Annotated in this window: 13 protein-coding genes, 1 tRNA gene and 2 pseudogenes; 8 read left to right on the top strand and 8 right to left on the bottom strand. The window is 55.6% G+C overall.

The window, feature by feature from the left end; translation table 11 throughout:
• Positions 1-15: 15 nt before the first annotated feature.
• The 5 genes from LJN55_RS00360 to LJN55_RS00340 all read right to left on the bottom strand — a co-directional run bounded on the left by LJN55_RS00360 (position 16) and on the right by LJN55_RS00340 (position 5,521).
• Entirely contained in the window at positions 16-1,527 is a 1,512-nt protein-coding gene (locus LJN55_RS00360) for an SrfA family protein (RefSeq protein WP_227535438.1), read from the bottom strand.
• Between the two features lie 50 nt (positions 1,528-1,577).
• Positions 1,578-2,726, bottom strand: coding sequence for a tellurite resistance domain protein (locus LJN55_RS00355; protein WP_171149505.1), 1,149 nt, complete (start codon positions 2,724-2,726; stop codon positions 1,578-1,580).
• An 82-nt stretch (positions 2,727-2,808) separates the two neighbouring features.
• On the bottom strand, positions 2,809-3,291 hold the full coding sequence (locus LJN55_RS00350; RefSeq protein ID WP_227535437.1) for a hypothetical protein: 483 nt from the start codon (positions 3,289-3,291) through the stop codon (positions 2,809-2,811).
• Positions 3,292-3,382: 91 nt separating this feature from the next.
• Positions 3,383-4,120, bottom strand: coding sequence for a hypothetical protein (locus tag LJN55_RS00345; RefSeq protein WP_133844693.1), 738 nt, complete (start codon positions 4,118-4,120; stop codon positions 3,383-3,385).
• Positions 4,121-4,486: 366 nt separating this feature from the next.
• Complete coding sequence (locus LJN55_RS00340; RefSeq protein ID WP_227535436.1) at positions 4,487-5,521, bottom strand: hypothetical protein; 1,035 nt, start codon at positions 5,519-5,521, stop codon at positions 4,487-4,489.
• A gap of 320 nt (positions 5,522-5,841) precedes the next feature.
• On the opposite strand from LJN55_RS00340, the gene LJN55_RS00335 reads away from it, so the two are divergent.
• The gene (locus tag LJN55_RS00335; protein ID WP_227535435.1) at positions 5,842-6,363 is read left to right on the top strand and encodes a DUF2778 domain-containing protein; all 522 of its coding nucleotides are present in this window, start codon (positions 5,842-5,844) and stop codon (positions 6,361-6,363) included.
• A gap of 242 nt (positions 6,364-6,605) precedes the next feature.
• A complete protein-coding gene (locus LJN55_RS00330; protein WP_227535434.1) occupies positions 6,606-7,097 on the top strand; it encodes an Hcp family type VI secretion system effector in 492 nt (163 codons plus the stop codon).
• 79 nt (positions 7,098-7,176) lie between these two features.
• On the opposite strand, the pseudogene LJN55_RS23960 reads toward LJN55_RS00330, so the two are convergent.
• Positions 7,177-7,521: pseudogene (locus tag LJN55_RS23960) on the bottom strand (DNA primase); the annotation flags it as partial.
• Positions 7,522-8,198: 677 nt separating this feature from the next.
• On the opposite strand from LJN55_RS23960, the gene LJN55_RS00320 reads away from it, so the two are divergent.
• From LJN55_RS00320 to LJN55_RS00300, 5 genes and pseudogenes are all read left to right on the top strand, one after another.
• Positions 8,199-9,803, top strand: coding sequence for a ShlB/FhaC/HecB family hemolysin secretion/activation protein (locus tag LJN55_RS00320; protein WP_227536434.1), 1,605 nt, complete (start codon positions 8,199-8,201; stop codon positions 9,801-9,803).
• A 50-nt stretch (positions 9,804-9,853) separates the two neighbouring features.
• A complete protein-coding gene (locus LJN55_RS00315; protein WP_227535432.1) occupies positions 9,854-16,867 on the top strand; it encodes a hemagglutinin repeat-containing protein in 7,014 nt (2,337 codons plus the stop codon).
• Positions 16,868-17,241: 374 nt separating this feature from the next.
• On the top strand, positions 17,242-18,198 hold the full coding sequence (locus LJN55_RS00310; RefSeq protein WP_227535430.1) for a DUF6862 domain-containing protein: 957 nt from the start codon (positions 17,242-17,244) through the stop codon (positions 18,196-18,198).
• Between the two features lie 9 nt (positions 18,199-18,207).
• Complete coding sequence (locus LJN55_RS00305) at positions 18,208-18,897, top strand: hypothetical protein (protein ID WP_227535429.1); 690 nt, start codon at positions 18,208-18,210, stop codon at positions 18,895-18,897.
• 59 nt (positions 18,898-18,956) lie between these two features.
• Positions 18,957-20,093: pseudogene (locus LJN55_RS00300) on the top strand (VENN motif pre-toxin domain-containing protein); the annotation flags it as partial.
• Positions 20,094-20,156: 63 nt separating this feature from the next.
• Here LJN55_RS00300 and LJN55_RS00295 read toward each other — a convergent pair.
• Positions 20,157-21,200: a virulence RhuM family protein gene (locus tag LJN55_RS00295; RefSeq protein ID WP_227535428.1), complete on the bottom strand. Its 1,044-nt coding sequence runs from the start codon at positions 21,198-21,200 to the stop codon at positions 20,157-20,159.
• 301 nt (positions 21,201-21,501) lie between these two features.
• Positions 21,502-21,596, bottom strand: a tRNA-Sec gene (locus tag LJN55_RS00290).
• Positions 21,597-21,767: 171 nt separating this feature from the next.
• On the opposite strand from LJN55_RS00290, the gene LJN55_RS00285 reads away from it, so the two are divergent.
• Positions 21,768-22,310, top strand: coding sequence for an isochorismatase family protein (locus LJN55_RS00285; RefSeq protein WP_227535427.1), 543 nt, complete (start codon positions 21,768-21,770; stop codon positions 22,308-22,310).
• Position 22,311 lies beyond the last annotated feature (1 nt).

Below are 22,311 nucleotides of genomic sequence, written 5' to 3'. Positions count from 1 at the left end.
TTAATCCGTCCCTGTTCAGGTATTGGGTTGAAGCATACGAATAGGGAAGGTTTTTTCCCCGTCGTTGCTGCCGACACACTCGGCGTGATCGGCGGCAGGCGATTTGCAGGCGATGACGGGCGCAATAAAGTCTGAACCGTCGCTACATTTCATCTGCTCTGGGTTAGTAATGCTGAGCGCCCCCTGCTGCACGTCGCCCCTGGCGGGGCCCTGGCAGGTGACACCGCTCGACTGGCGCACGCTGACGGTGCCCTCACCTTGCTTAAAGTTGTATTGCAACTGCAGCGGGCGGCCCGTGAGTTTGTCCTGGATACCGCCGTTTACCCGCCACTGGCCGTTGAGAAACTGTGCCGGACCATTAGGCAGGGTCGGCGGGATTGCCAGCGGTTTGCCCGCAGGCGGGATCACCGGCGGGACGGTATTGGGTGCCACTGCGGGCGCTTCAGCACCCGGCTCTGGCGGCGTGGTGGGCGCGGCCTCTGGATTCGCTGCAGCTTCCGGCGTCAGTGCGGGCTGAACCGGATCCGTCGTGGCTGCGGGCTCCGTAGCCTGCGCATCGTCTGCCGCGGGTGGCGTGTCGCTGGCGAGGGGTTGTGGTGCTTCCGTCGCTGACGGAACGCCCCCCACGTCCTGAGCGCTGCCCGGCAGGCTGGCGCCAGGCTCGCCTGCGGCGGCACCGTTTTGCCCTGCCACATTCGGCAGTTTCAGGTCCGGCATGGCCGGCATTTCCGGCAGCTTCACGTCGGGCACCTGAGGATGGCCCTCATTGTTGACCGACAGCGCGGGGGGTTTATTCCCCGGGAAACCCGGCAGGCCCGGCAATGACAGCGTAGGAACGCAACCACGCAGCAGGCCAAACAGCAGGGCCAGTAACAGCAGCCCCAGCAGCGCCCAGAGTAACCAGCGCCAGTTCCAGCGGCGGCCACGTGTGACCGTCTCCACCACTGGCGGGCTGGCCACGGTAGCGGCCGCACGCGGCAGCGTGGTGCCAGGGATCATCGCCGCTGACGGCGCAGGCACCGATGCAGGTTCCAGCCAGTGCAGGGGGCTGCGCGTTTCACCACCGGGATGAACAAAGCCCCAGAAGGTGATCACCAGCACGCCGTTGACCAGATAGACAAAATCATAATCGGGGAAATGGCTGACTGATTTCAGCAGCTGAGCAAAGACCCGGCGATCGCCACCGGCACCGCTGTTCTCAGCGTTAAGCAGCTGTTCACTGAGTGCCTGTACCGCGATCTGGAATTCGCTGAACTGCTGACGCGCGGAGGCGCGCTCCGTTTCACTGGCGCTGCTCCACGGAATAATGTCGCCAGGAAAGCTGCTGTACCAGTCGGTGCGATCGCCCCCCTGATCGTTATGCGGGACGGCAAGGTGACGGGCCAGGTCACGTCCGGCATCAAGACGGTAGATCGCTTCGCGTAGCTGAAATGCCATCTTGAACACGGGGTAGCCCGTTTCACCCAGCGCCTTAAATGAGGAGTTATGTCCGGTACGTAGCAGTGGTCCCTGAATCGCATTTCGCATTGTCTAAACCTTGTCACGCTGTGAATGAACGAACGTTATAATGAATGTGGTTAGTTTTTGCTCGCACCCGGCTTCCATTTAAATCCCCAGCCGTAATACTTATCCATCGGCTCCCGATCGCGGAAGAAGCGGTTAAGGCGTTCCACTTTTATCTCGCCATCGACGTTTTTTAATCGGGCGATCGCCGCAACATTATTGCGCTGACTGCCCTCCTTCAGGGTGGTGCTGATCGGCGCCTGGCCCGGTACATGCACCGTGATCGTCGCATCGGTGCCCTGCCAGTTACTGGCTCCGCCAAAAATGAAGCTGTAAATCAGTACCTCATCAATCTCCGCCCAGCGGCTGCCGTTGATGAAGAGCCACTCACCGTCCTGGTTGTTACCGTTACGCAAATCTTCTTTCAGCTGGATGTAAGGCGGTTTTTCATAGTCGCCCGCGGCGTGGCTGAGGGCTTCCACCCCGCTGATGTCGCCATTTTTAAAGCGGACAAACGCGGCGATATCCAGGTCGATAGGCTGCTGCTGCTGGCCCTGTTTCCAGGTCAGGTTGATTTTGATGCGCCCGAAATCCTTGCGTTTCGCAAGGTTAATGCTGGGGTTATCCTGCGTCAGTTCAGTACTGGCGGGTGGCGTGGGGGCAACGGCAGCGGGGGTTTCACGCGGTGCCGGCACCACGGGCTCGGGGTGAGAACGATGGTGATACCACCACCAGGCGAGGGCGAGCAGTAACAGTAAAAGCAACAACAGCAATAGCCAGGGCAGCGCGCGTCGCCACCACGGCACCACCACCACCGGGGGCGGGGCCTCCGGTGCCACAATGACCCAGTTCACCAGAACCGGTTCATCGCCGACCGCATAGCAGTCCAGCTGCTGTGAATGGACGAGTAACTGCTGCAACGCCTGAGCGGGTTGCTCCTCGCCACGGGCGGTCAGCTGCTCAATCAGCCCGGCCAGTATTCCACGGTAATTCTGGAGCTTGCTGTGGAGCGCCTGCTGTTCCGCTTCATTCAGTGCCGACAATGGCCGGGCAACGCCCTGGCGGTCGGTCCACCACTCCAGATGCCCGGCAGGATCGCGCCGGGCGGTGGCAAACACCAGCGCAAGAGACGGAGGGAGATAGCGCTGGATAATCGCAACCGTCTCCTCATAGGTGGCCAGAGTAGAATCATTAATCGGCGCTGCACGTGTTAATCGTTGCATTACACAGGGTCGTCTTGTGGTTATCGTTGGCATCCGCCGCCGGTTCGCGGCGGATCAGCATATCGTCACATCAAAGGGCGCGTTACTGCAGCGTGTTCGCCTGCTCCAGTGCTTCCACCCTTTTCCTGGCATCGGCCACTTTTTTCTCAATAGCGGCAACGTCGCTGGCGCTGGTGGCCTGCTGCGCTTGCTGTTGCAGTGCCTGCAACTGTTTAATCTCTTTCTGGCTGGCTTTGCTTTTGACGTTGTCGGATTTAAGGCGTTTCATTGTCTGCGCCAGATCGGCACGCGCCGCCTGCAGTCGCACCTGTTCATTGCTCAGCTGTTGATCCGTGACCTGCTGCCGGTTCTGGGTATTGGCCAGATCCTGTTTGGCGCGCTGATTTTCCCACTGACTGAGCTGGACCTTCTGCTCTTCTTCACTGACTTTCTGCCGATAACCACCGGAGGTGGTGCAGCTCAATTTAGTCAGGAAGCTGGGGTCTTGCGCCTGCAGGTCGCAGTCCTGAGGAGAGGTGGCACAACCGGTAAGCAATATTGAAGCGAGTAATACATATTTTCTCATGAAATGTTCCATGAAATGAGGAAAACAAATAAGGTTTTAAGGCCAGTGACGGGTGTAAAAAGGGGCTGGCAGTCCTGTCAGCCCCTCTGCATTAACCCAGTGAAATAGCCTGGCGCTGACTGTAAAGACCGTTCGCTTCTGATTCCAGAGCGGCGATTTTGCTATTCAACTGGGTATATTCTTTATTTAATGCGGTCAGATTGGTTTTATCTGTTTTATTCGTCGTTGATTGTCCCTGCAGGGCGACTTTATAAGCAGCATCTTTGTCTTTCATGACTTTAATCTGGCTTTTCATTTCTTTGATATTGGCATCAATCTGATCCAGCTGCTTATTGGCGCTGGCTTTATCAAAACCGGCTTTATCTTTCTGGATGCTGATTTGGGTCAGAGTTGCCTGGTTGTCACTGATGACCTGTTTCATCGCCGTAGAGGTTTTCTCTACCGCCGTTGTATCTTTGCGGATATCAGTGCCCATTGCCTGCAGGCGAGCAGCAGTGGTGGCGTAATCTTTTTTCAGGCTATCCAGGTAGTAGTTAGCCGTCATCCCCACCGCACAACCCGCGGCGCCCCCAATGGCAGCACCGACCAGCGCTTTTTTACCGTTACCGGCCAGCGCGCCAATACCCGCGCCCGCCAGAGCACCCGTTAAGGCACCCACTCCACAACCCTGTGCGCCCGATGCACTAAAGAACTTAGCCTGCTCACCGCTGGTCAGTCGCGGGTCGGCTTTTGTACCGGACAACAGAGAACTGCCTGTATTGGCACAGCCGCTCAGAAGCAGAGTGGCAGAAACAAGTAAACAGGTTGCGCTACGGCTAAAAATCTTCATCAGTGTTTCATCCTTAAATAATGGACGGGCTGTGTGTGACCCGTTAATTTCATTTTTGTGAAAATTTGTCTTAAGAAGAGATATTCTTTCAGGATTATCGCGCAACGGAAGAGGTGTTATCGCGGGATAACATCTGGCGGCCAGCAGAGAGGATTAAATAATCTCATCGGGGGGCGCAAGTGCTCGACATCCTGATTCTGGTTATTTTTTGTACATAAGATTATTCGTAAATTTTTTTATGTTTTTATACATTGTTTCATGAATAAATGTAATCAAATTTGAACCTGACCGTTCAGGCTTTCTTCTACGAATGGAGGAGAGGGGCTTTTAGGGGGGCGGGACCGCCTGAGGGGCGCAAGCACTCGGTCAGACGATACGCTTCAGGATTTTCTCTAATACCGCTTGCTCATCATCTCTGCACAAATACTCCATGACCTCCCGCGCCCAGCCTTCGCCATCACCGAGCACGGCACGACTGTACGCAGGGGCATAGAGTTCGTGGCTGTCATACAGATTAATCAGCGTTTGATTCACGCCATCAAGATTCACAGCGGGGTTCTTTTGCTGCTGGGCAGCCAGCGCACGCACGATCTTTTCCTGATGCGCCGGGTCCGTCGGGAAGGTTCTTTCCCCCAGTTCACTGAGCACCAGAAACGGCGGCGGCATGCCCTCTTCGATGGCGGCCTGTAAACGGTAGTGACCATCAAGAATAACGAATGAACCCAGCCCGGCAATGAAGCGCACCAGTACCGGCGGCAGCGTCCCTTCCCGGCTCTTCTTGCGCCACCATTTCAGGCGTCCTGCGTGCGGTTGAAGGGCGTAACGGGCCAGCAGCGGGGTGCCGTTCCACCACCAGTCAACCTGCGAGACGCGCGTCGGAGCCATCAGGTTCGGGATATCTTCCGCGAAGAGTGACCAGCTAAAACCGATATTCCCGCTACGGGCAGGGGCGTGAAAACGCCAGCTTTCCACCGGAGACGTTTGCTGAAGGGAATAAGGTGCAACGGGTGCGGTGGGTAACATCGGGCGCAGCAGCCAGCGGCCAGCGGATAACAGTGGAACGTCCGGCGTCAGCAAATGGCGGGCAAAATAGCGGCACCACTCGCCCATCCACGCCTCTGGCCCGGAGCGACGAATCGACTCCAGCGCCAGCGAAGTAATGGGCGGTAATAACGCATATGGATCAGGATGCTCAGCGTTAAACACCCGCCACAGGCCGGAATGATCTTTTAGCATCGAACCCCAGAACAGCGGCACACCGCGCAGTGACAGCGCCATGCGGCCATGATGCCCGCTGTGCATCTCCAGAATGGGCTGCATGGTGGGTTTCGGGCTCTGTAATTCCAGCCCCAGCCAGGCATGATTGCGGTCGTGCAGGTCCTTCCACCAGTACTGTGACATCCGATGTTCCTTACGCCAGAGAGGGGGAAATTTTAAGGGAGTGAGGGGAAGATGCAAGGGGGTTGTGCGGTTGAAGGAACCTGTAAAATGGATTAGTAATTACTGATATAGAGATTACTTTTATTAAAAAATACATAGTTGAAATAGTTATCTGAATAAATAACGTCAATTAGTATCAGGAGCAAGTCCAGTTAACACCTTACCCTAATAAAAAGAGGGCAATAAGGTCATCTAGTCTCAAAGTAATATATTTGCTCTGGATCGCCAACGTAACAACGGGTACCATTAACCACAAATCATAAAAGGGTATTAGGTGATTTATGGCTCTACAAGGAAAGTTAATTCTTAATGGTGCTGATTACTCCCCGTTCAATCTCTACGGCGTCGGGGTTTTTATGGCACATTCAGGAAGAGGTGTATATCGCAATAAAGGAGCATGTGGCGCTATTCTAAAGGATGGCCCATTGCCTCCTGGTAAATACTGGATTGTTGACCGTAATGAAGGTAACTGGTTTTCTCAAAAGGGTCGTGAAATCAAGGATAGGGTAAACAAATTCGTAGGTTACCGTGAATTTGGTAAAAGTGACTGGTTTGCATTATGGAGAGATGATTGGGCAATTGATGATTACATGTGGGTAGAGGGTGTTAAACGAGGTAATTTCCGACTACATCCCGGTGTGGTTTCAGAGGGTTGCATAACCATTGCTCATAATTCGGATTTTGCGACTATTCGCAATGCTCTTATGAATACGCCACTGATTCAGGTTCCCTGCATGCGCTCCCTTATGGCTCGTGGTTGCGTGGAGGTAGTAGCCAGTGGCTATAACGACTCTTGCCCGTAAGACAGGTAAAATAATTTATTTTATCTTTATATTTTTAACGCTGGGTCGCACGATACCAAGGCCCGAAGCTTATCTCGATTATGAGATCGCAAGGAAGATATGTCATTTCTTTTACGGTAGCATTAATGCTGACTCCATGTATGACACATTCTTTTATATTGCATTTGGTACAGTATTATTATTTTCTGTTGCATTCTATATTCTTACCGTGAAGTTAATCAAAATAACAAGGGGTAAATAAAATGCCAATTCCTCCGTATATGTGGCTTAAAGACGATGGCGGCGCAGATATCAAAGGATCTGTTGATGTTCAAGGCAGAGAGGGAAGCATAGAGATCATCGGGTTGAGCCACGGTATTAACTTACCCGTGGACAATGCCAACGGCAAGATAACGGGTACTCGTCAACATTCATCGATGATGATTGAAAAGGAAGTTGATAGTTCCACACCTTACCTTTACAAAGCCGCTGCAACGGGTCAGACGCTTAAAAGCGCTGAAATCAAGTTCTACCACATCAACGACGCAGGGCAAGAAGTTGCCTACTACTCTGTATTTATGGAAAACGTCAAGATTACAGGTGTTAACTGCGGCGTGCCTAACTGCAAACTCGCAGCCAATGATAAAATGAATCACGTTGAAAGCGTCAGCTTGCAGTATGAGAAGATCACTTGGAAGATTCAGGACGGGAATATTCAGTTTACTGACGCCTGGAACGAGCGCTCAACGGCATAAAGACGACCTTTTGCAGCAGCCAACATGGTTAACTCACGATCGATACGGAATCGACGCAGTGACGCGAAGCGCTGCATCAAATGACGGCCAGCTCGGCGCTGATTTTATCCAGCAACTGCGGGTCGCGCTCTTTTGCCGGTATCACCTCCGGGAAGGTCAGTATTACCCGGCGACGCGAAACGCCCCCGCTGCGGTCGCTGAAGCGCATCGGATTATTGTTCACCGCCAGTATCACCGCTGGATTATAGGCCGAGTAGGCGTCCCGGTACTTCGGGTCAATCGCCACCGCGTCGCCACCAGTGATGGCTTTAATGCCCGCGCCGTCGCCGCTCCACTTCTCCTGGTCAGGCAGGGTGATAAACGAGTAGCCGACCACGCTCACGCGCTCACGCGGCGACTCCAGCGTTTCGATGCTCGCCGAGGTGGCTTTGGTCGGGATGCTCCCGGGAAATCCGCATAAAGTGCCTGGATGATGTCTGCCATATTCAGCCCGCTCCGGGGAAAGAGTGATCACACCGCGGGCCAGCCGTTCATTTCTGATAAAAATGTCGACCAGGCGTTCCATTAACGATATTGAACGTTCCTCTTTCCCTTTTGCGGGTATCCGTCTCTCGCCAACCCCGAGAGACTTGCGATTGGGACGATAGATTGCTGAATATTTCATGAAACAACTGGCCCTGCTGTGTTGGACAACACCGTGTTCCCCAGACAGCACCCCTCCCTAAAAGCGCCTGAAACTGCGGAATAAACACGAAAAAACCATCCGTAGCACCGGATAAAACCGGGCTGTAAACGCCACTCTCAGTCCCAGACATTTTTGAAAACTTTATTCTAAGAATTATCGGAAACTGCCCTGTTAACACTCACACTTACATTTACAGCTCTTAACAATTATTTTATCATCCGCATAGTTTGTTTATTAAGCACCTATATAAAAAATCAAGAGAAGTCACAGGGATGATGCGCAACACACCGACAGGGACGGCCCGCGGCACAACGCCGTTCATTTTTTCAGCTTTCACGCTTATCGCGCTGATGATCCCCTCTTCCCCGTCTGCCGCCCCGGTCCCTCCACCTGAGCGTCCTGCGGCTGAAAAGAACATGATCGACCGGACGCTTCAGTCCCAGCAGCAGCGGCAAAGAGCGCTGGAAGAAACCCTGACACCGCCCACCCCGGACGTGCGCCTTTCGCCGCCTTCCTCCTCTTTTGGCCGCATTCACTTTGCGCCAGAAACTCCCTGCTTTCAGATAGACCGGGTAACACTGAGCGGCCAGGAGGCCCTGCCGCACTGGTTGCCACTGCAGCGCCTCGCCCGTCAGGGTGAAGGCCACTGCCTCGGCGGGAAGGGCATTAATCAGCTGATGAGCACCCTGCAAAATCGCCTGATTGACCACGGCTATGTAACTTCCCGTGTACTGGCCCCGAATCAGGATCTGACCCGTGGAACCTTGTCGCTGGTGATCATGCCCGGCTACGTTCACGAGGTGAAACGGAGCCCCGACAGCGATCGCTGGCTGACCCTCTGGACCGCTTTCCCTGCTCATGCCGGAAACCTGCTCGACCTGCGTGATATCGAACAGGGGCTGGAAAACCTGCAGCGTCTGCCGACGGTGGAGGCCAATATGGAAGTGGCACCCGGCGAGCTGCCGGGCGAGAGCGATATCGTGGTGCAGTGGCAACAGCGCAAGATGTGGCGCCTGGGGGCCTCGCTGGATGACTCAGGTTCCGTCGCCACCGGGCGTTATCAGGGTGGTGCGACCCTGTCGCTGGATAACCCCTTCTCCCTGAGCGATCTCTTTTATCTTTCCGGCACCCGCAGCCTCAAAACCGGCGACGATAAAGGCAGTAAAAACATCACCGCCCATTATTCGGTGCCTTTTGGCTACTGGATGGCCAGCGCCACGGCCAGCGATTATGACTATCACCAGACGGTGGCGGGCCTGAATCAGGACTATCTCTACAGCGGTAAACGCAAAAACCTCGACGTCCAGCTCAGCCGGGTACTGCACCGCAGCGGCACGCAGAAGACGTCCGTCAGCTGGGACGTGCTGACCAGTGAATCGCGCAACTACATCGCCGATACCGAGGTCGAGGTGCAGCATCGCAAGACCGCCGCCTGGCGGCTGGGGCTATCCCATCGTCACTATATCGGGCAAAGCACGCTGGATGCGGGCATCAGCTATCAGCGCGGTACCCGCTGGTTTGGGGCCATCCCGGCCCCGGAGGAGTACAACGGCGACGCCACGGCGAAGAGCAAAATCGTTACCCTCAGCGCCGGTCTGGATATTCCCTTTGAGATCGTCGGCGAGTCGTTCCGCTACAACGTGCAGTATCTGCGCCAGATGAGTTCAATGTCCCTGACGCCGCAGGATGAATTCTCCATCGGCGGACGCTGGACGGTGCGCGGCTTCGATGGCGAACGCAACCTGAGCGCCAGCCGTGGCTGGTTCGTGCGCAATGACCTCGCCTGGCAAACGCCGTTGCCGCAACAGGAGTTCTATCTGGGCGCGGATTACGGCGAAGTCGGCGGCACCAGCAGCGCAGGCATGCTGATTGGTCAACATCTGGCAGGCGGCGTTGCCGGCCTGCGCGGCACTGTTTTTAATACCGGGTACGACGCCTTTGCGGGCGTGCCCTTCTCGAGACCTGACGGCTTTAAAACCAGCCCTTACACCCTGGGTTTTAGCCTGAACTGGAGTTACTGAGTCGTCACCTCACGACATAACGGGTTTCCATTGATGAGTGGGATTTAAGGATGAATAAAAATCTGTATCGTATCGTGTTCAATAAAGCACGCGGTATGTTGGTCGTGGTGGCAGAAATCACCCGAAGCTGTCGTGCGGTAGCCTGCCCGGCGTCTGGCACCGCCAGCGTGCAGCGTCAGTGCATCACTCGCCTGAATGCCCTCGCCTTCGGCCTGCTGCTGGCACTGGGCGCAGTCCAACCGGCAACGGCCAATGTCGTGGCCGATAAGAGCGCGCCGGGTTCGCAGCAGCCGACTATTATCAGCAGCGCCAACGGTACACCCCAGGTCAATATCCAGACACCGAGCAAGGGCGGGGTTTCCCGCAACGTTTACAGCCAGTTCGACGTGAACAACAAAGGCGTCATCCTCAACAACAGTCGTACTCATGCCTCCACCCAGATCGGCGGTATGGTGGCCAGCAACCCGTGGCTGTCGCGCGGTGAAGCCAAAATCATCCTTAACGAAGTGAACTCACGCAATCCGAGTCAGCTTAACGGCTACATCGAAGTGGCGGGCAAAAAGGCCCAGGTGGTGATCGCCAACCCGTCGGGCATTACCTGCGACGGCTGCGGCTTTATCAACGCCAACCGCGCCACCCTGACCACCGGGCAGGCGCAGCTGAACAACGGCAACCTGACCGGCTACGACGTCAGCAAGGGCGATATCGTTATTCAGGGCAAAGGGATGGATACCTCCCGCCAGGATTACACCGACATTATCGCCCGTTCGGTAAAAGTGAACGCCGGACTCTGGGCCAATGACCTGAAGGTCACCGCCGGGGCCAGCACCGTTGATGCCGCCCATGAAAAGGTCGTGGCCAAAACCGGTGATGCGGCGACGCGTCCTCAGCTTGCCGTGGATGTCGCCAGCCTTGGCGGGATGTATGCAGGAAAAATCCGCCTCACCGGGAGCGAAGCGGGTGTCGGCGTGCGCAACGCCGGGAATATCGGGGCCCAGGCAGGAACGGTGGTGGTCACCGCCGATGGCCAGATTGATAACAGCGGCAACCTGAACAGCGCGGGTGATATGAGGCTGACCGCAGGCAGCGTCAGAAATAGTGGAAAAATCTACGCTGGCGGGAGTGCGGAGGTGAACAGCCGGGGCGAAATCGAACACAGCGGCACCCTCGCCACCGCCGATAATCTGACCCTGCGCGGAAACCGCATCACCGCGACCGCACAAAGCACCCTTGCCGCCGGTATCGATAAAGACGGGCAGGCAGGCGAGCATGGCGACGTCACCCTTTCCAGCCACGGTCGCCTGACCCTGCAGGGACAAAATATTGCCGGCGGCACCCTCACCGCCAACGCTCAGGGGATTGATGCCAGCGGCAGCCGGACGGCAACAGGCAATACCGCCCTGGACGCCGGTCATGGCGATCTGGATCTCAGCCTGGCCAGCGTGGACGCCACCGGCAAGCTTGAGGCCCGCAGCACAGGCCGCCTGCTGAATGACGGCGGCACCCTGAGCGGCAAAAATGTGGACCTCAACGCCCGCAGCATCACTAACCGCGAGGGCAACCTTGTCGCCGGGCAGCGCATGGACATCACGGCGGATACGGTCAGCGGCGACGGAAAAATCCTCTCCGAAGGCGATCTGAACCTCAGCCTGCAGCAGGGCATGACCAACCAGAGCCTGCTGCTGGCAAATGGCGACCTGACGCTGACCAGCGGCGGCACCGTGGACAACCAGGGCAAACTGCTGGCGGGTAAGATGCTGACGCTGCAGGCCGTCAGCGTCACCAATGCGCGGGACGCGGAGCTGGGGGGCGGTGAATCCCATCTCTTACTGAGCGATTCTTTGGTCAACCGGGGCCTGATCGACGGCACCCTGACCCATATTGACACCGGCACCCTCACCAACCTCGGCGCCGGGCGTATTTACGGCGACCATATCGCTATTAAGGCGAACACCCTGGATAACGGGGCAGAAAACGGCGTGGCCGCGACCCTGGCGGCCCGCGATCGGCTGGATATCGCCGCCGGGGCGCTGAACAACACCGGCCATGGCCTGATCTACAGCGCGGGTGCGATGGGCATAGGCGGCAGCCTGGACACGCATCTGAACGCCACCGGGCGCGGCGGAGTGCTGACCAATCGCGGTGCCACCATTGAGTCGGGCGGCGATATGCGCCTTGATATGGAGACTATCCATAACCTGAATAACCATCTGGTGACGGACGTGGTGGTGACGGGGACCAGCCGCCACCATGAAGCCGTGCTGAGCGGCAAGACTCAGCGCTACGACTGGAGCCAGGTTAACACCAGTCAGAAAAATAAGTACGGCGTCCACTCGGCGAAAATGCCGGACGGCAGCAGCAGCGATAAATTCTACGAATACAACTACACCCGCACCGTCCAGGAAACGCGTGTTATTGAGAGCGATCCGGGGAAAATTCTCTCCGGCGGCAACCTCACCATTAACAGCGATCAGATGAATAACCTGGACAGCCAGGTCATCGCCGCAAAAGTGCTGGGTGGGGTGATTAGCCTGCTCAATAATGATGCCACCAGTGGGGTGAAAATCATCACCGACATTGGCAGCCAGACCCGCTGGTATGCGAAGAAAAAGAAAAAGAAACTGGGCGGTACCAAAACCTCGCAGGGGAAAGATACCAACAGCTACCGCCCCTCTCCGGTAACCCAGACTATCTCCCTCAGTACGATGGCATGGGAAGACAATAACCCGGCCCAGGGCGGCAGCGATCGCCCGGTGGCGCTGCCTGCAGGCCAGACGTGGGAAAGTGCGAAGAACAGCAGCGGCGACGTCGTGCGCACCGGCGTCGGGGACACCCGCGTTCCCTCAGGCAGCCTCTATACGGTTCACGCCTCCACGACCAGCCACTACCTGGTGGAGACCGATCCGCGCTTTACCCAAGAGCGCACCTGGCTGGGCTCCGACTATATGCAGAACGCCCTGTCACCGAACGGGGATACGATCCTTAAACGCCTCGGCGACGGCTTCTATGAACAGCAGCTGATCCGCAACCAGGTCACCAGCCTGACCGGCCAGCGCTATCTCAGCGGCTTCGACGATGATAATGCCCAGTACAAAGCCCTGATGGATGCCGGTGTCGCCTTTACCCGTGAGCACAACCTCACCACGGGCGTGGCGCTCAGCGCGGAACAGATGGCCCTGCTGACATCGGATATGGTGTGGATGGTAGAGCAGACCGTTCAGCTCCCGGACGGCAGCAGCCAGCGCGTGCTGGTCCCGCAGGTGTATGTGCGGGTGAAAGAGGGCGACGTGGATGGCAACGGCTCCCTGATGGCGGGCAACCGCGTGGCATTGCAGACCGCAGACGACCTCAACAACAGCGGCACCCTCGCCGGGCGCGAGATTGCCGCCATCGCGGCGAACAACGTCACTAACAGCGGTCTGATCCGCGGCGGCACGATCGATATCGCCACCCTCACCGATTTCAACAACGTGGGCGGCACACTGCTGGCGGACGATGCCCTGCAGGTCACTGCCGGACGCAACCTGAACAGTACCAGCACCCTGAGCGGTGATGACAGCAACCGCAGCCTGGATCGCACCGCCGGGATTTATGTCCAGAATGACAGCGGCAAACTGGTCCTGCAGGGCGTGAACGACATCAACCTTAACGCCACTCTGGTGGGTAATAACGGCAAAGAGAGCACCACCGTGCTGAGCGCCGGGCACAACATTAACCTCGGCACGATCGCCACCACCCACAGCGAACGCGGCGACTGGGGCGGCGATAATTATCGCGCCCTCTCCCAGCGCAGCGACGTCGGCAGCCAGATCGCCGGCAACGGCAGCGTGCAGCTGTCGGCAGGCAATGATCTGAACGCCCTTGCGGCCTCGATCAATGCCACCGACGCCCTGAGCGCGGTGGCCGGGAACGATATGAATATCGTGGCCGGGGAGTCCGCGTATCACCTGACCGAACACAGCAGGCAGACCAGCAAGGGCTTCCTCTCCGGCCGCTCGCAGGAGACCCACGATGAGATCGAGGCCACCCAGGCAACCGCCAGCAACGTGACCGGCGACAGCGTGACCCTGCTGGCAGGTAACAATCTGACGGTACGCGGCAGCAACGTGGCGGGCGAAAACGACGTCCGGCTGGCGGCGGGCAATAACCTGACCCTCGACACCGCCGAAGAGCAACGTCAGGAAAACCATCTTATCAAAGAGAGCAAATCCGGCCTGATGGGGACCGGCGGTATCGGCTTCTCTTACGGCCGTCAGAGCGTCAAAACCACCGACGACGGCAACAGCACCGCCCACGCCATCAGCACCGTCGGCAGCAGCGCGGGCAGCCTCAGCCTTGAAGCAGGCAACGACCTCTCCGCCCGCAGCGCCGAGCTGATTGCCGCGAAGGACATGAGCCTGGCGGGCAAAAACGTTGCCATTACCGCCGCCAGCGACAACAGCGCACAGACTCACAGGGTCGAGCAGAAACAGAGCGGCTTAACCCTCGCCCTCTCCGGCGCCGTCGGCAGCGCGCTCAACACCGCCGTCGAGACCGCTAACCAGGCGCAGGAAACCGAGGACAGCCGCATCGCCGCCCTGCAGCAGACCAAAGCGGCACTCTCCGGGGTGCAGGCCGCTCAGGCCGCGAGCCTGGCCAGCGCCCAGTCCGGGACGCCGGGCGCATCAGACAATACGGTCGGTATCAGCCTCTCTTACGGTTCTCAGTCGTCAACCTCTACACAGCACAGCGAGCAGGTCACCGCGCGGGGCGGCAGCCTGACCGCCGGGGATAACGTAAAAATCACCGCTAACGGCGGCGGCACCGACGGCGATATCCTGCTCCAGGGCACCACCGTTCAGGCCGGAAAAAACATCGACCTGACGGCCAGTCGCGATATCACCCTGACGTCCGCGCAGAACACCTCCCTGCTGACCGGCAGCAACAGGAGCAGCGGCGGCAGCGTCGGGGTCGGTCTCGGCGTTGGCTCCGGCGGGTTCGGCCTCAGCGTCTCCGCCAGCCTCAACAAGGGCAAAGGCCACGAAAGTGGCAACGGCACCACCCATACGGAGACGCTGCTTAACGCCGGGCAGGCGGTGAACCTGGTCAGCGGCCGCGACACCACCCTGACGGGCGCGCAGGTCAGCGGCGAGACGGTCAGGGCCGACGTCGCCCGCAACCTGACGATGACCAGCGAGCAGGACAGCGACCGCTACGACTCGAAGCAGCAGAACGCCAGCGTCGGCGGCAGCTTTACCTTCGGCTCCATGACCGGCTCCGCCAGCGTCAACCTCAGCCGTGACAAAATGCACAGTAACTACGACAGCGTGGTTGAGCAGACCGGCATCTTCGCGGGCAAAGGCGGCTTTGACGTTACCGTCGGTGAACACACCCAGCTGAACGGCGCGGTTATCGGCTCCACCGCCACCGCGGACAACAATAAGCTCGACACCGGCACCCTCGGCTTCAGCGATATCCACAACCGGGCCGACTATAAGGTCGAGCACCAGAGTATCGGCCTCAGCACCGGGGGCAGCATCGGCGGCCAGGCCATCGGCAACATGGCCAACACCCTGCTGGCGGGCGTCAACAAAGACGGCCACGACAGCGGCACCACGAAAGCCGCCGTCAGCGAGGGCACCCTGGTCATCCGCGACCAGGATAAACAGGCCCAGGACGTGGCAAACCTCAGCCGCGACGCGGAGAACGCCAACGGCAGCATCAGCCAGATATTCGACAAAGAGAAAGAGCAGAAGCGCATTCAGCAGGCGCAGCTGATTGGCGAAATCAGCACCCAGGTGTCGGATATTGTGCGTACCCAGGGCGCCATCAGCGCGGCGAAAGACGCCAGAGACAAGATGGGCAGTATCACCGATGCCGACAGGGACCAGGCGCAGAAAGACTGGGTGAAGGCCCATCCGGGTCAGACCCCGGATGAGAACGCCATCAACGGTCAGGTTTACCAGAACTTCTACGACCAGGCCTTTAACGCCACCGGGCTCGGCACCGGCGGCGCCGTCCAGCAGGGTATCCAGGCCGCCACCGCCGTGGTTCAGGGCCTGGCGGGCGGCGATATCGCTGCGGCTATTGCTAACGGTTCAGCCCCGTATCTGGCCGAGGCGATTGGTCACAGAATGGGTATCGACAATAACCCCGAAGCAAAAGCGGTGGCCCACGCCATCGTCGGCGCAGCGCTGGCGGCGGCCCAGGGGCAGAATGCCGCGGCGGGCGCGACCGGCGCGGCGCTCGGTGAGATAACCGCAGGGATACTGAAGGACCAGCTGTACGGTAAAGACGCTAAAATCGCTGACCTGACCGAAACGCAGAAACAGACGCTGAGCGCTCTGGCAACCCTGTCCTCCGGGCTGGCCGGTGGCCTGGCCGGGGACAGTACCGGAAGTGCGGTTTATGCTGCGCAGGCCGGGAAGACGACGGCGGAGAATAACTCCCTGGCGAACGTTCTGGCGGCAGCGAATAAGCAAAAGCCCGGAACTGTAGAAAACTATCAGTCTGGGACTCAGGCGGCGATTAAAGAAGCCTGTAGCGGCGGGACACCGGTATCCTGTGAGACAGCGATGGCAGCAGTGGGCAGCGTTATCGCCTGGCCGCTGTTACCGGGAGTGGCAGCGACGACCAGCCTGATAGGTGCGGGAGCCAATGCCGGAGTGGGTTATCTGATTAACGGCGAAGTGAACCCAAATGATGTGATACTGGGTTACTGGACCGGGGCATTTACGGCAGGGACCGGGCTGTGGGGCACAATGGCAGTGAATGCAGGCAGTGGTGCCACATCCAGCTATCTTAAGGGTGATGATCCGCTGAAAGGTGGGGCAATTAGTGGCGCTGCATCCGGGCTGGGTTACGGTGCTGGTAAGCTGGTTGAGTTGCCTCTTGATAAGATATTCAATCCAATGAAGCCATGGAAAGACTGGATCTGGGTTGATGTTGGAAAGGGTATATCGAAGCCTTTATCCTTAGATCCGTTGCCCGGCATGGCTGGAAATACATTAGGTAGTGCAGCTACAGAAATCCTTAATGACCAAATTGGTAAAGCAGCAGTAAATAGTAATGAAGGGAAAAAGTGATGATAAAAAAACCTTGGATCTTTATTTTTATCTACTTAATTGCTGCCTGTAACGTAGCAATGATAGTAATGTTCTTATTTTTATATGTCCTCATAAGAGGTTTCCTCTTGCTGATATATCAAATACCATTTGAACTATCTTGGATAGATACATGGAAGTATGCCAAAGCTGCATCTTTTGCCGGAAGCTTGGTTGCGATCGGCTGTTGGTGGATTTATTACCAACGCTACAGGAAAAGTCGAAACAGATAACACAAAAATCCCGGCCATAGTGCGGATAATAATACGCTGTATGCGGACGATGCAAAGGTACGGCAAGATACGAAGTGGCTGCTTCCTCATCTGGAAGGTGAGAAGAAACAGCAGGCTGAGAAGTTGATTGCAAACCTAACTGCCAAGGATCTGGCATTTGATGAAGCTACAGATAAAGCCTGTCAGAATCTATCCTCAGAACAATGCCGAGGGATGCGTCAAACCCTGTCAGAAATGGGAAAAAGTTACGATAAAAATCTGGATGGCGAATATATTGCCACAATGCGTGAGGTCTATAAGGATGATGCAGGGAAAGCCGATGGGCAGATATGGAAGTACGCCAACGCAGATGCAAAGGCACAGCGTGTCGCTGACATTCAGAAACTGGCAGCTATTCATGCGATCAGCCCGCAGATGGCTGAGATCCTATATGACACAATGGCAGGTATACACACGACGGCTGCTATTGGTGGCACAATATATGGATTGAAAGGTGCCGGAGTGCCAGCCACTGCATCCAAAAGTACGACGTCTCTGGTTGATGCAGAAAAGGCAGCGCTTGAACGTATAGCGCAAAATGCTAAAAATACGAAGGACTTAAGTACCAAAGAACCGAATTCCATTTATAATCAGCAATTAGTTAAAGATGCAGAAAAATCCGGTTACTATTCATCACCAACCCAAGGCGGGATACTCAACATTGGAGCGGGAAATAAACCAATAGAAGGTGCATATAATATTTCCCACCCAGACTACCCAATGGCAAATGGTGTTTACCCTGGGGATGTGAATGACCTTTCCAAAATAATAACTGGGTCACAAAAAATGGTTGTCATGGAGAACCCTTATGGGTTCAAACCATTTAACTCGGAAGTGTTAAGAGTGTTAGACACAAATGGTGTTATTGTAGTAAAAGGAACATGGAATAATCCAAGCATAAAAAAAATCGAGAGAGATGCTAATGCTAATGGCTTCGAGTTACGGGAGAAGAATGTACTCCCAAGCAAAGGGTATACTCAGTCAGATGGAACCAGCATAAAAAATGATACAATTACAGAGTACATTTTCAAACGCAAATAGGAGGATGTTATGGATTATGAACTTAAGATTACAAACACTTACCCAAGGTTAATTAATCTCGACAACACTTCGGGAATAAAAACATTCTTTTCTATTCCGCATATCAAGGATGAATGCACAATAATAAATATCGAAAACATAGAGATAAATGTTGATGAAGATGACTGGTTGAAACAAATTCAAGAGAAGAACCCTAAAAATGTCATCACAAAAAATTTAAATGATATTAACTTTAATTTCGAAAATGATGTTGCAAGTGTTCTTCTGCGAAAGGCAATGCTGGTCATTAAAAACCAAAAAGCCAGTTTCCTTAAGATTTCAGGAGATGAATTATTTTTCTTTGATAGCCATGAGAACAGCTTTGAAATTGGAGATAAATACATCTGGCTTTCAGGTGAAAGCATAGATTTCCATAAGAAAGAAATTGAAATAAAAATAATATTTTCTGGGGAAATATATCTACAGTTTGATGAAGAGGATATTATCATGCAAATGATAGACTTTAGAGATTTAATCTCAAAAGAACGGGTAAAAAAAATAAATGAAGAGCAATACGAAATTCGAAAATTGAAAGGAAAAAAAATAAATAGAAACACATTCAATAACATAGAATCTAATTTTATAGATTACGAATATACAAGTGCGTTTTTTGAAAGCAATGAGAATTGCAATATTGCATATAAATCATTCTCAGTTTAGAAGAATTATTGCGCCACCAAGGTTTGCGGGATGCTAAATCCAATCCTGACGGAAGTTGTAACTACGACAGCGTGGTTGAGCAGACCGGCATCTTCGCGGGCAAAGGCGGCTTTGACGTCACCGTCGGTGAACACACCCAGCTTAACGGCGCGGTCATCGGCTCCACCGCCACCGCGGACAACAATAAGCTCGACACCGGCACCCTCGGATTCAGCGATATCCACAACCGGGCCGACTATAAGGTTGAGCACCAGAGTATCGGCCTGAGCACCGGGGGCAGCATCGGCGGCCAGGCCATCGGCAACATGGCCAACACCCTGCTGGCGGGCGTTAACAAAGACGGCCACGACAGCGGCACCACCAGGGCCGCCGTCAGCGAGGGCACCCTGCTCATCCGCGACCAGGATAAACAGGCCCAGGACGTGGCAAACCTCAGCCGCGACGCGGAGAACGCCAACGGCAGCATCAGCCAGATATTCGACAAGGAGAAAGAGCAGAAGCGCATTCAGCAGGCGCAGCTGATTGGCGAAATCAGCACCCAGGTGTCGGATATTGTGCGTACCCAGGGCGCCATCAGCGCGGCGAAAGACGCCAAAGAGAAGATGGGCAGTATCAGCCAGGAAGACCGGGACAGGGCGCAGAAAGACTGGGTGAAAGCCCATCCGGGTCAGACCCCGGATGAGAACGCCATCAACGGCCAGGTTTACCAGAACTTCTACGACCAGGCCTTTAACGCCACCGGGCTCGGCACCGGCGGCGCCGTCCAGCAGGGTATCCAGGCCGCCACCGCCGTGGTTCAGGGCCTGGCGGGCGGCGATATCGCTGCGGCCATTGCTAACGGTTCAGCACCGTATCTGGCCGAGGCGATTGGTCACAGAATGGGTATCGACAATAACCCCGAAGCAAAAGCGGTGGCCCACGCCATCATCGGCGCAGCGCTGGCGGCCGCCCAGGGGCAGAATGCCGCGGCGGGCGCGACCGGCGCGGCGCTCGGTGAGATAACCGCAGGGATACTGAAGGACCAGCTGTACGGTAAAGACGCTAAAATCGCTGACCTGACCGAAACGCAGAAACAGACGCTGAGCGCTCTGGCAACCCTGTCCTCCGGGCTGGCCGGTGGCCTGGCCGGGGACAGTACCGGAAGTGCGGTTTATGCCGCGCAGGCAGGGAAGACGACGGCGGCACAGAGATCATTGGAGTGAGTCACGGCCTCAAAATACCGCGGACGCGCGATCTTTCTTATAAGGGGCTGGGGGATTTTATGGCTGCTTCCTGGTATCTGTTTTCCACTGTAGTAAACTGGCAATATCTCTCTCCCCATCTGCTTCTTTTAAGCGGCGCTGCTGCTCAGCAAACTGTACATATTCAGCCTGTGCTTTTTCATCTGCCATTTTCTTACTGATCTTTGCTGCGCCTTCCAAAACTTCACGATCATTGAATTGCAGGAACTGATCCAACTTTTCCTGCCAGTCACGCAAGAATACCTGCTGACGACGGCGAGCTTGATCCTCAGCAAAATCCAGCCACATGCTGACCACACGGTTCAGTTCGCTCACTTCATCCTGGATGAGATAATTTTTAGCCACCGTCACATCGGCTTTGCGAACTTCTTCGCCTTTATAACTGGTCAAGCCCATATGGGGCTGGCTGGCATCTGCACGAAGGTGGATGAGTTCCGCTGCGGTAAGGCCGGTACAGGCAAAATGCAGTTTGTTCTGTATCGTTTGAAAGAACTGCGTCGTCTCTTTGAGCGAAGGCTGATAGTCCGCCGCTAACGCAAAGATCTCCCGAACTCGCAAATAAACCCGGCGCTCGCTGGCCCGGATATCGCGGATGCGTTCCAGCATCTCGTCGAAATAGTCAGGCACAGCGGATGAACCAACGGGGGGATTTTTAAGCCGCTCATCGTCCATCACGAAGCCTTTTATCAGATATTCCTCGAGCGTTTGGGTCGCCCACTGACGGAACTGAGTGCCCCGGGTGGAGCGGACGCGATAACCCACAGCGAGAATAACTGGCAGGCTATAGTGAAGCGTATTGCGGCTTACCTGACGAGCGCCTTCTTTTTGAACTTGTAAGTAAGACTTACAGGTTGCGTTTTGTTCAAGTTCGCCTTCTTCGTAAATGGCTTTGATATGCTGAGTAATGGCTTGAGGTGTAACCTGGTACAGATCGGCGATAGCTGCTTGCGAAAGCCACAGCGTCTCTTGTTCAAATCGACATTCGACGCGCACGCTACCATCACTGCTGGCAAACATGACAAACTCGCCTGCCGGGGACTGAATAATGTGTTCCTTTGTCATGTTGCCTCCGCTTGGTCTGATTTAGCACGTTTGAGTTGCTTAGTATGCCAGAGATCTGGGCGGGATCTCTTTACTCAAAAAATCGACTGTTACTGATATATCCTGCTTTCAGCTTTCACCATGTTCTGGCAAGTCAGTAGTATCCATTAGAGATAAGCCATGAACTCAGCCCGGCGAGATAGTGTCTTGGTACGTGCGGTAGCATGATATTTACTGGTTGACTTGCAGAGATAACAACAAGGTAAATAACCAGTAATGACGGAGGATTTATTAAATTCAGGAGAGTGTGAGAGATGCTAATTGGCGGAAGATCACAGGAGTCGAACCTGCCCGGGACCGCTCGCGGCCCCAACTGGATTTGAAGTCCAGCCGCCTCACCGGAGACGACGATCTTCCCTTACTGCAGAGGCGCTGAGTATAGCATCGCCAATGACCACAAATAAACTCCGGTTTTTATCATTATTTCACTGATGTCCGCCACCGACAGTAAGCTGTCCGTTTTTGGTCTTCTTTCCTTGCCTAATCCCGTCCATCATAGCGTTAATCCCATTCAGCAGGAGTCCAGAAATGACCGATACCGTACTGTTAGTGATTGATGCGCAGCAATCCTTCTATGAGCGTGGCTACAATGAAGCGCCGGAAACCCCGGCTTTCGAAAAAGCGTTAACCACGCTGGTCGCGGGCTGTCAGGCGAAGGGCATTCCGGTAGTAGATGTATTCCATGTGGAAAGTGAAGGTGCCTTTGCGCCGGAATCCGGTCTGGTGGTGCGTCTGCCGTTCCTGGATCACCAACCGGTCGCCAGCTTCCGTAAGAAAGTGCACAACGCCCTGACGGAATCGGGCCTGCAACAGTGGCTGGAACAGAACGCGGTGAAGCACGTGATTATCACCGGCCTGCGCTCTGAGCAGTGCTGTGAAACCACCGCCCGCGTGGCGTCGGACTTCGGCTACCACGTGACCTATGTGACGGAAGCGACGCTGACCTTCCCAATCACCCATGATGGGATTACCCTGAGCATTGCCGATTTACGTCACCGTACCGAAAGCGTGCTGATCAATCGTTTTGCCGATATCCGTACCGTTGAGGGCCTCCTCAAGGAGCTTGCATAAC

The sequence above is a fragment of the Erwinia rhapontici genome (assembly GCF_020683125.1).
GTDB classification, from domain to species: Bacteria; Pseudomonadota; Gammaproteobacteria; order Enterobacterales; family Enterobacteriaceae; genus Erwinia; species Erwinia rhapontici.
The sequence above is the reverse complement of the archived record's forward strand: the minus strand, read 5'-3'. Positions and strand labels throughout refer to the sequence as shown.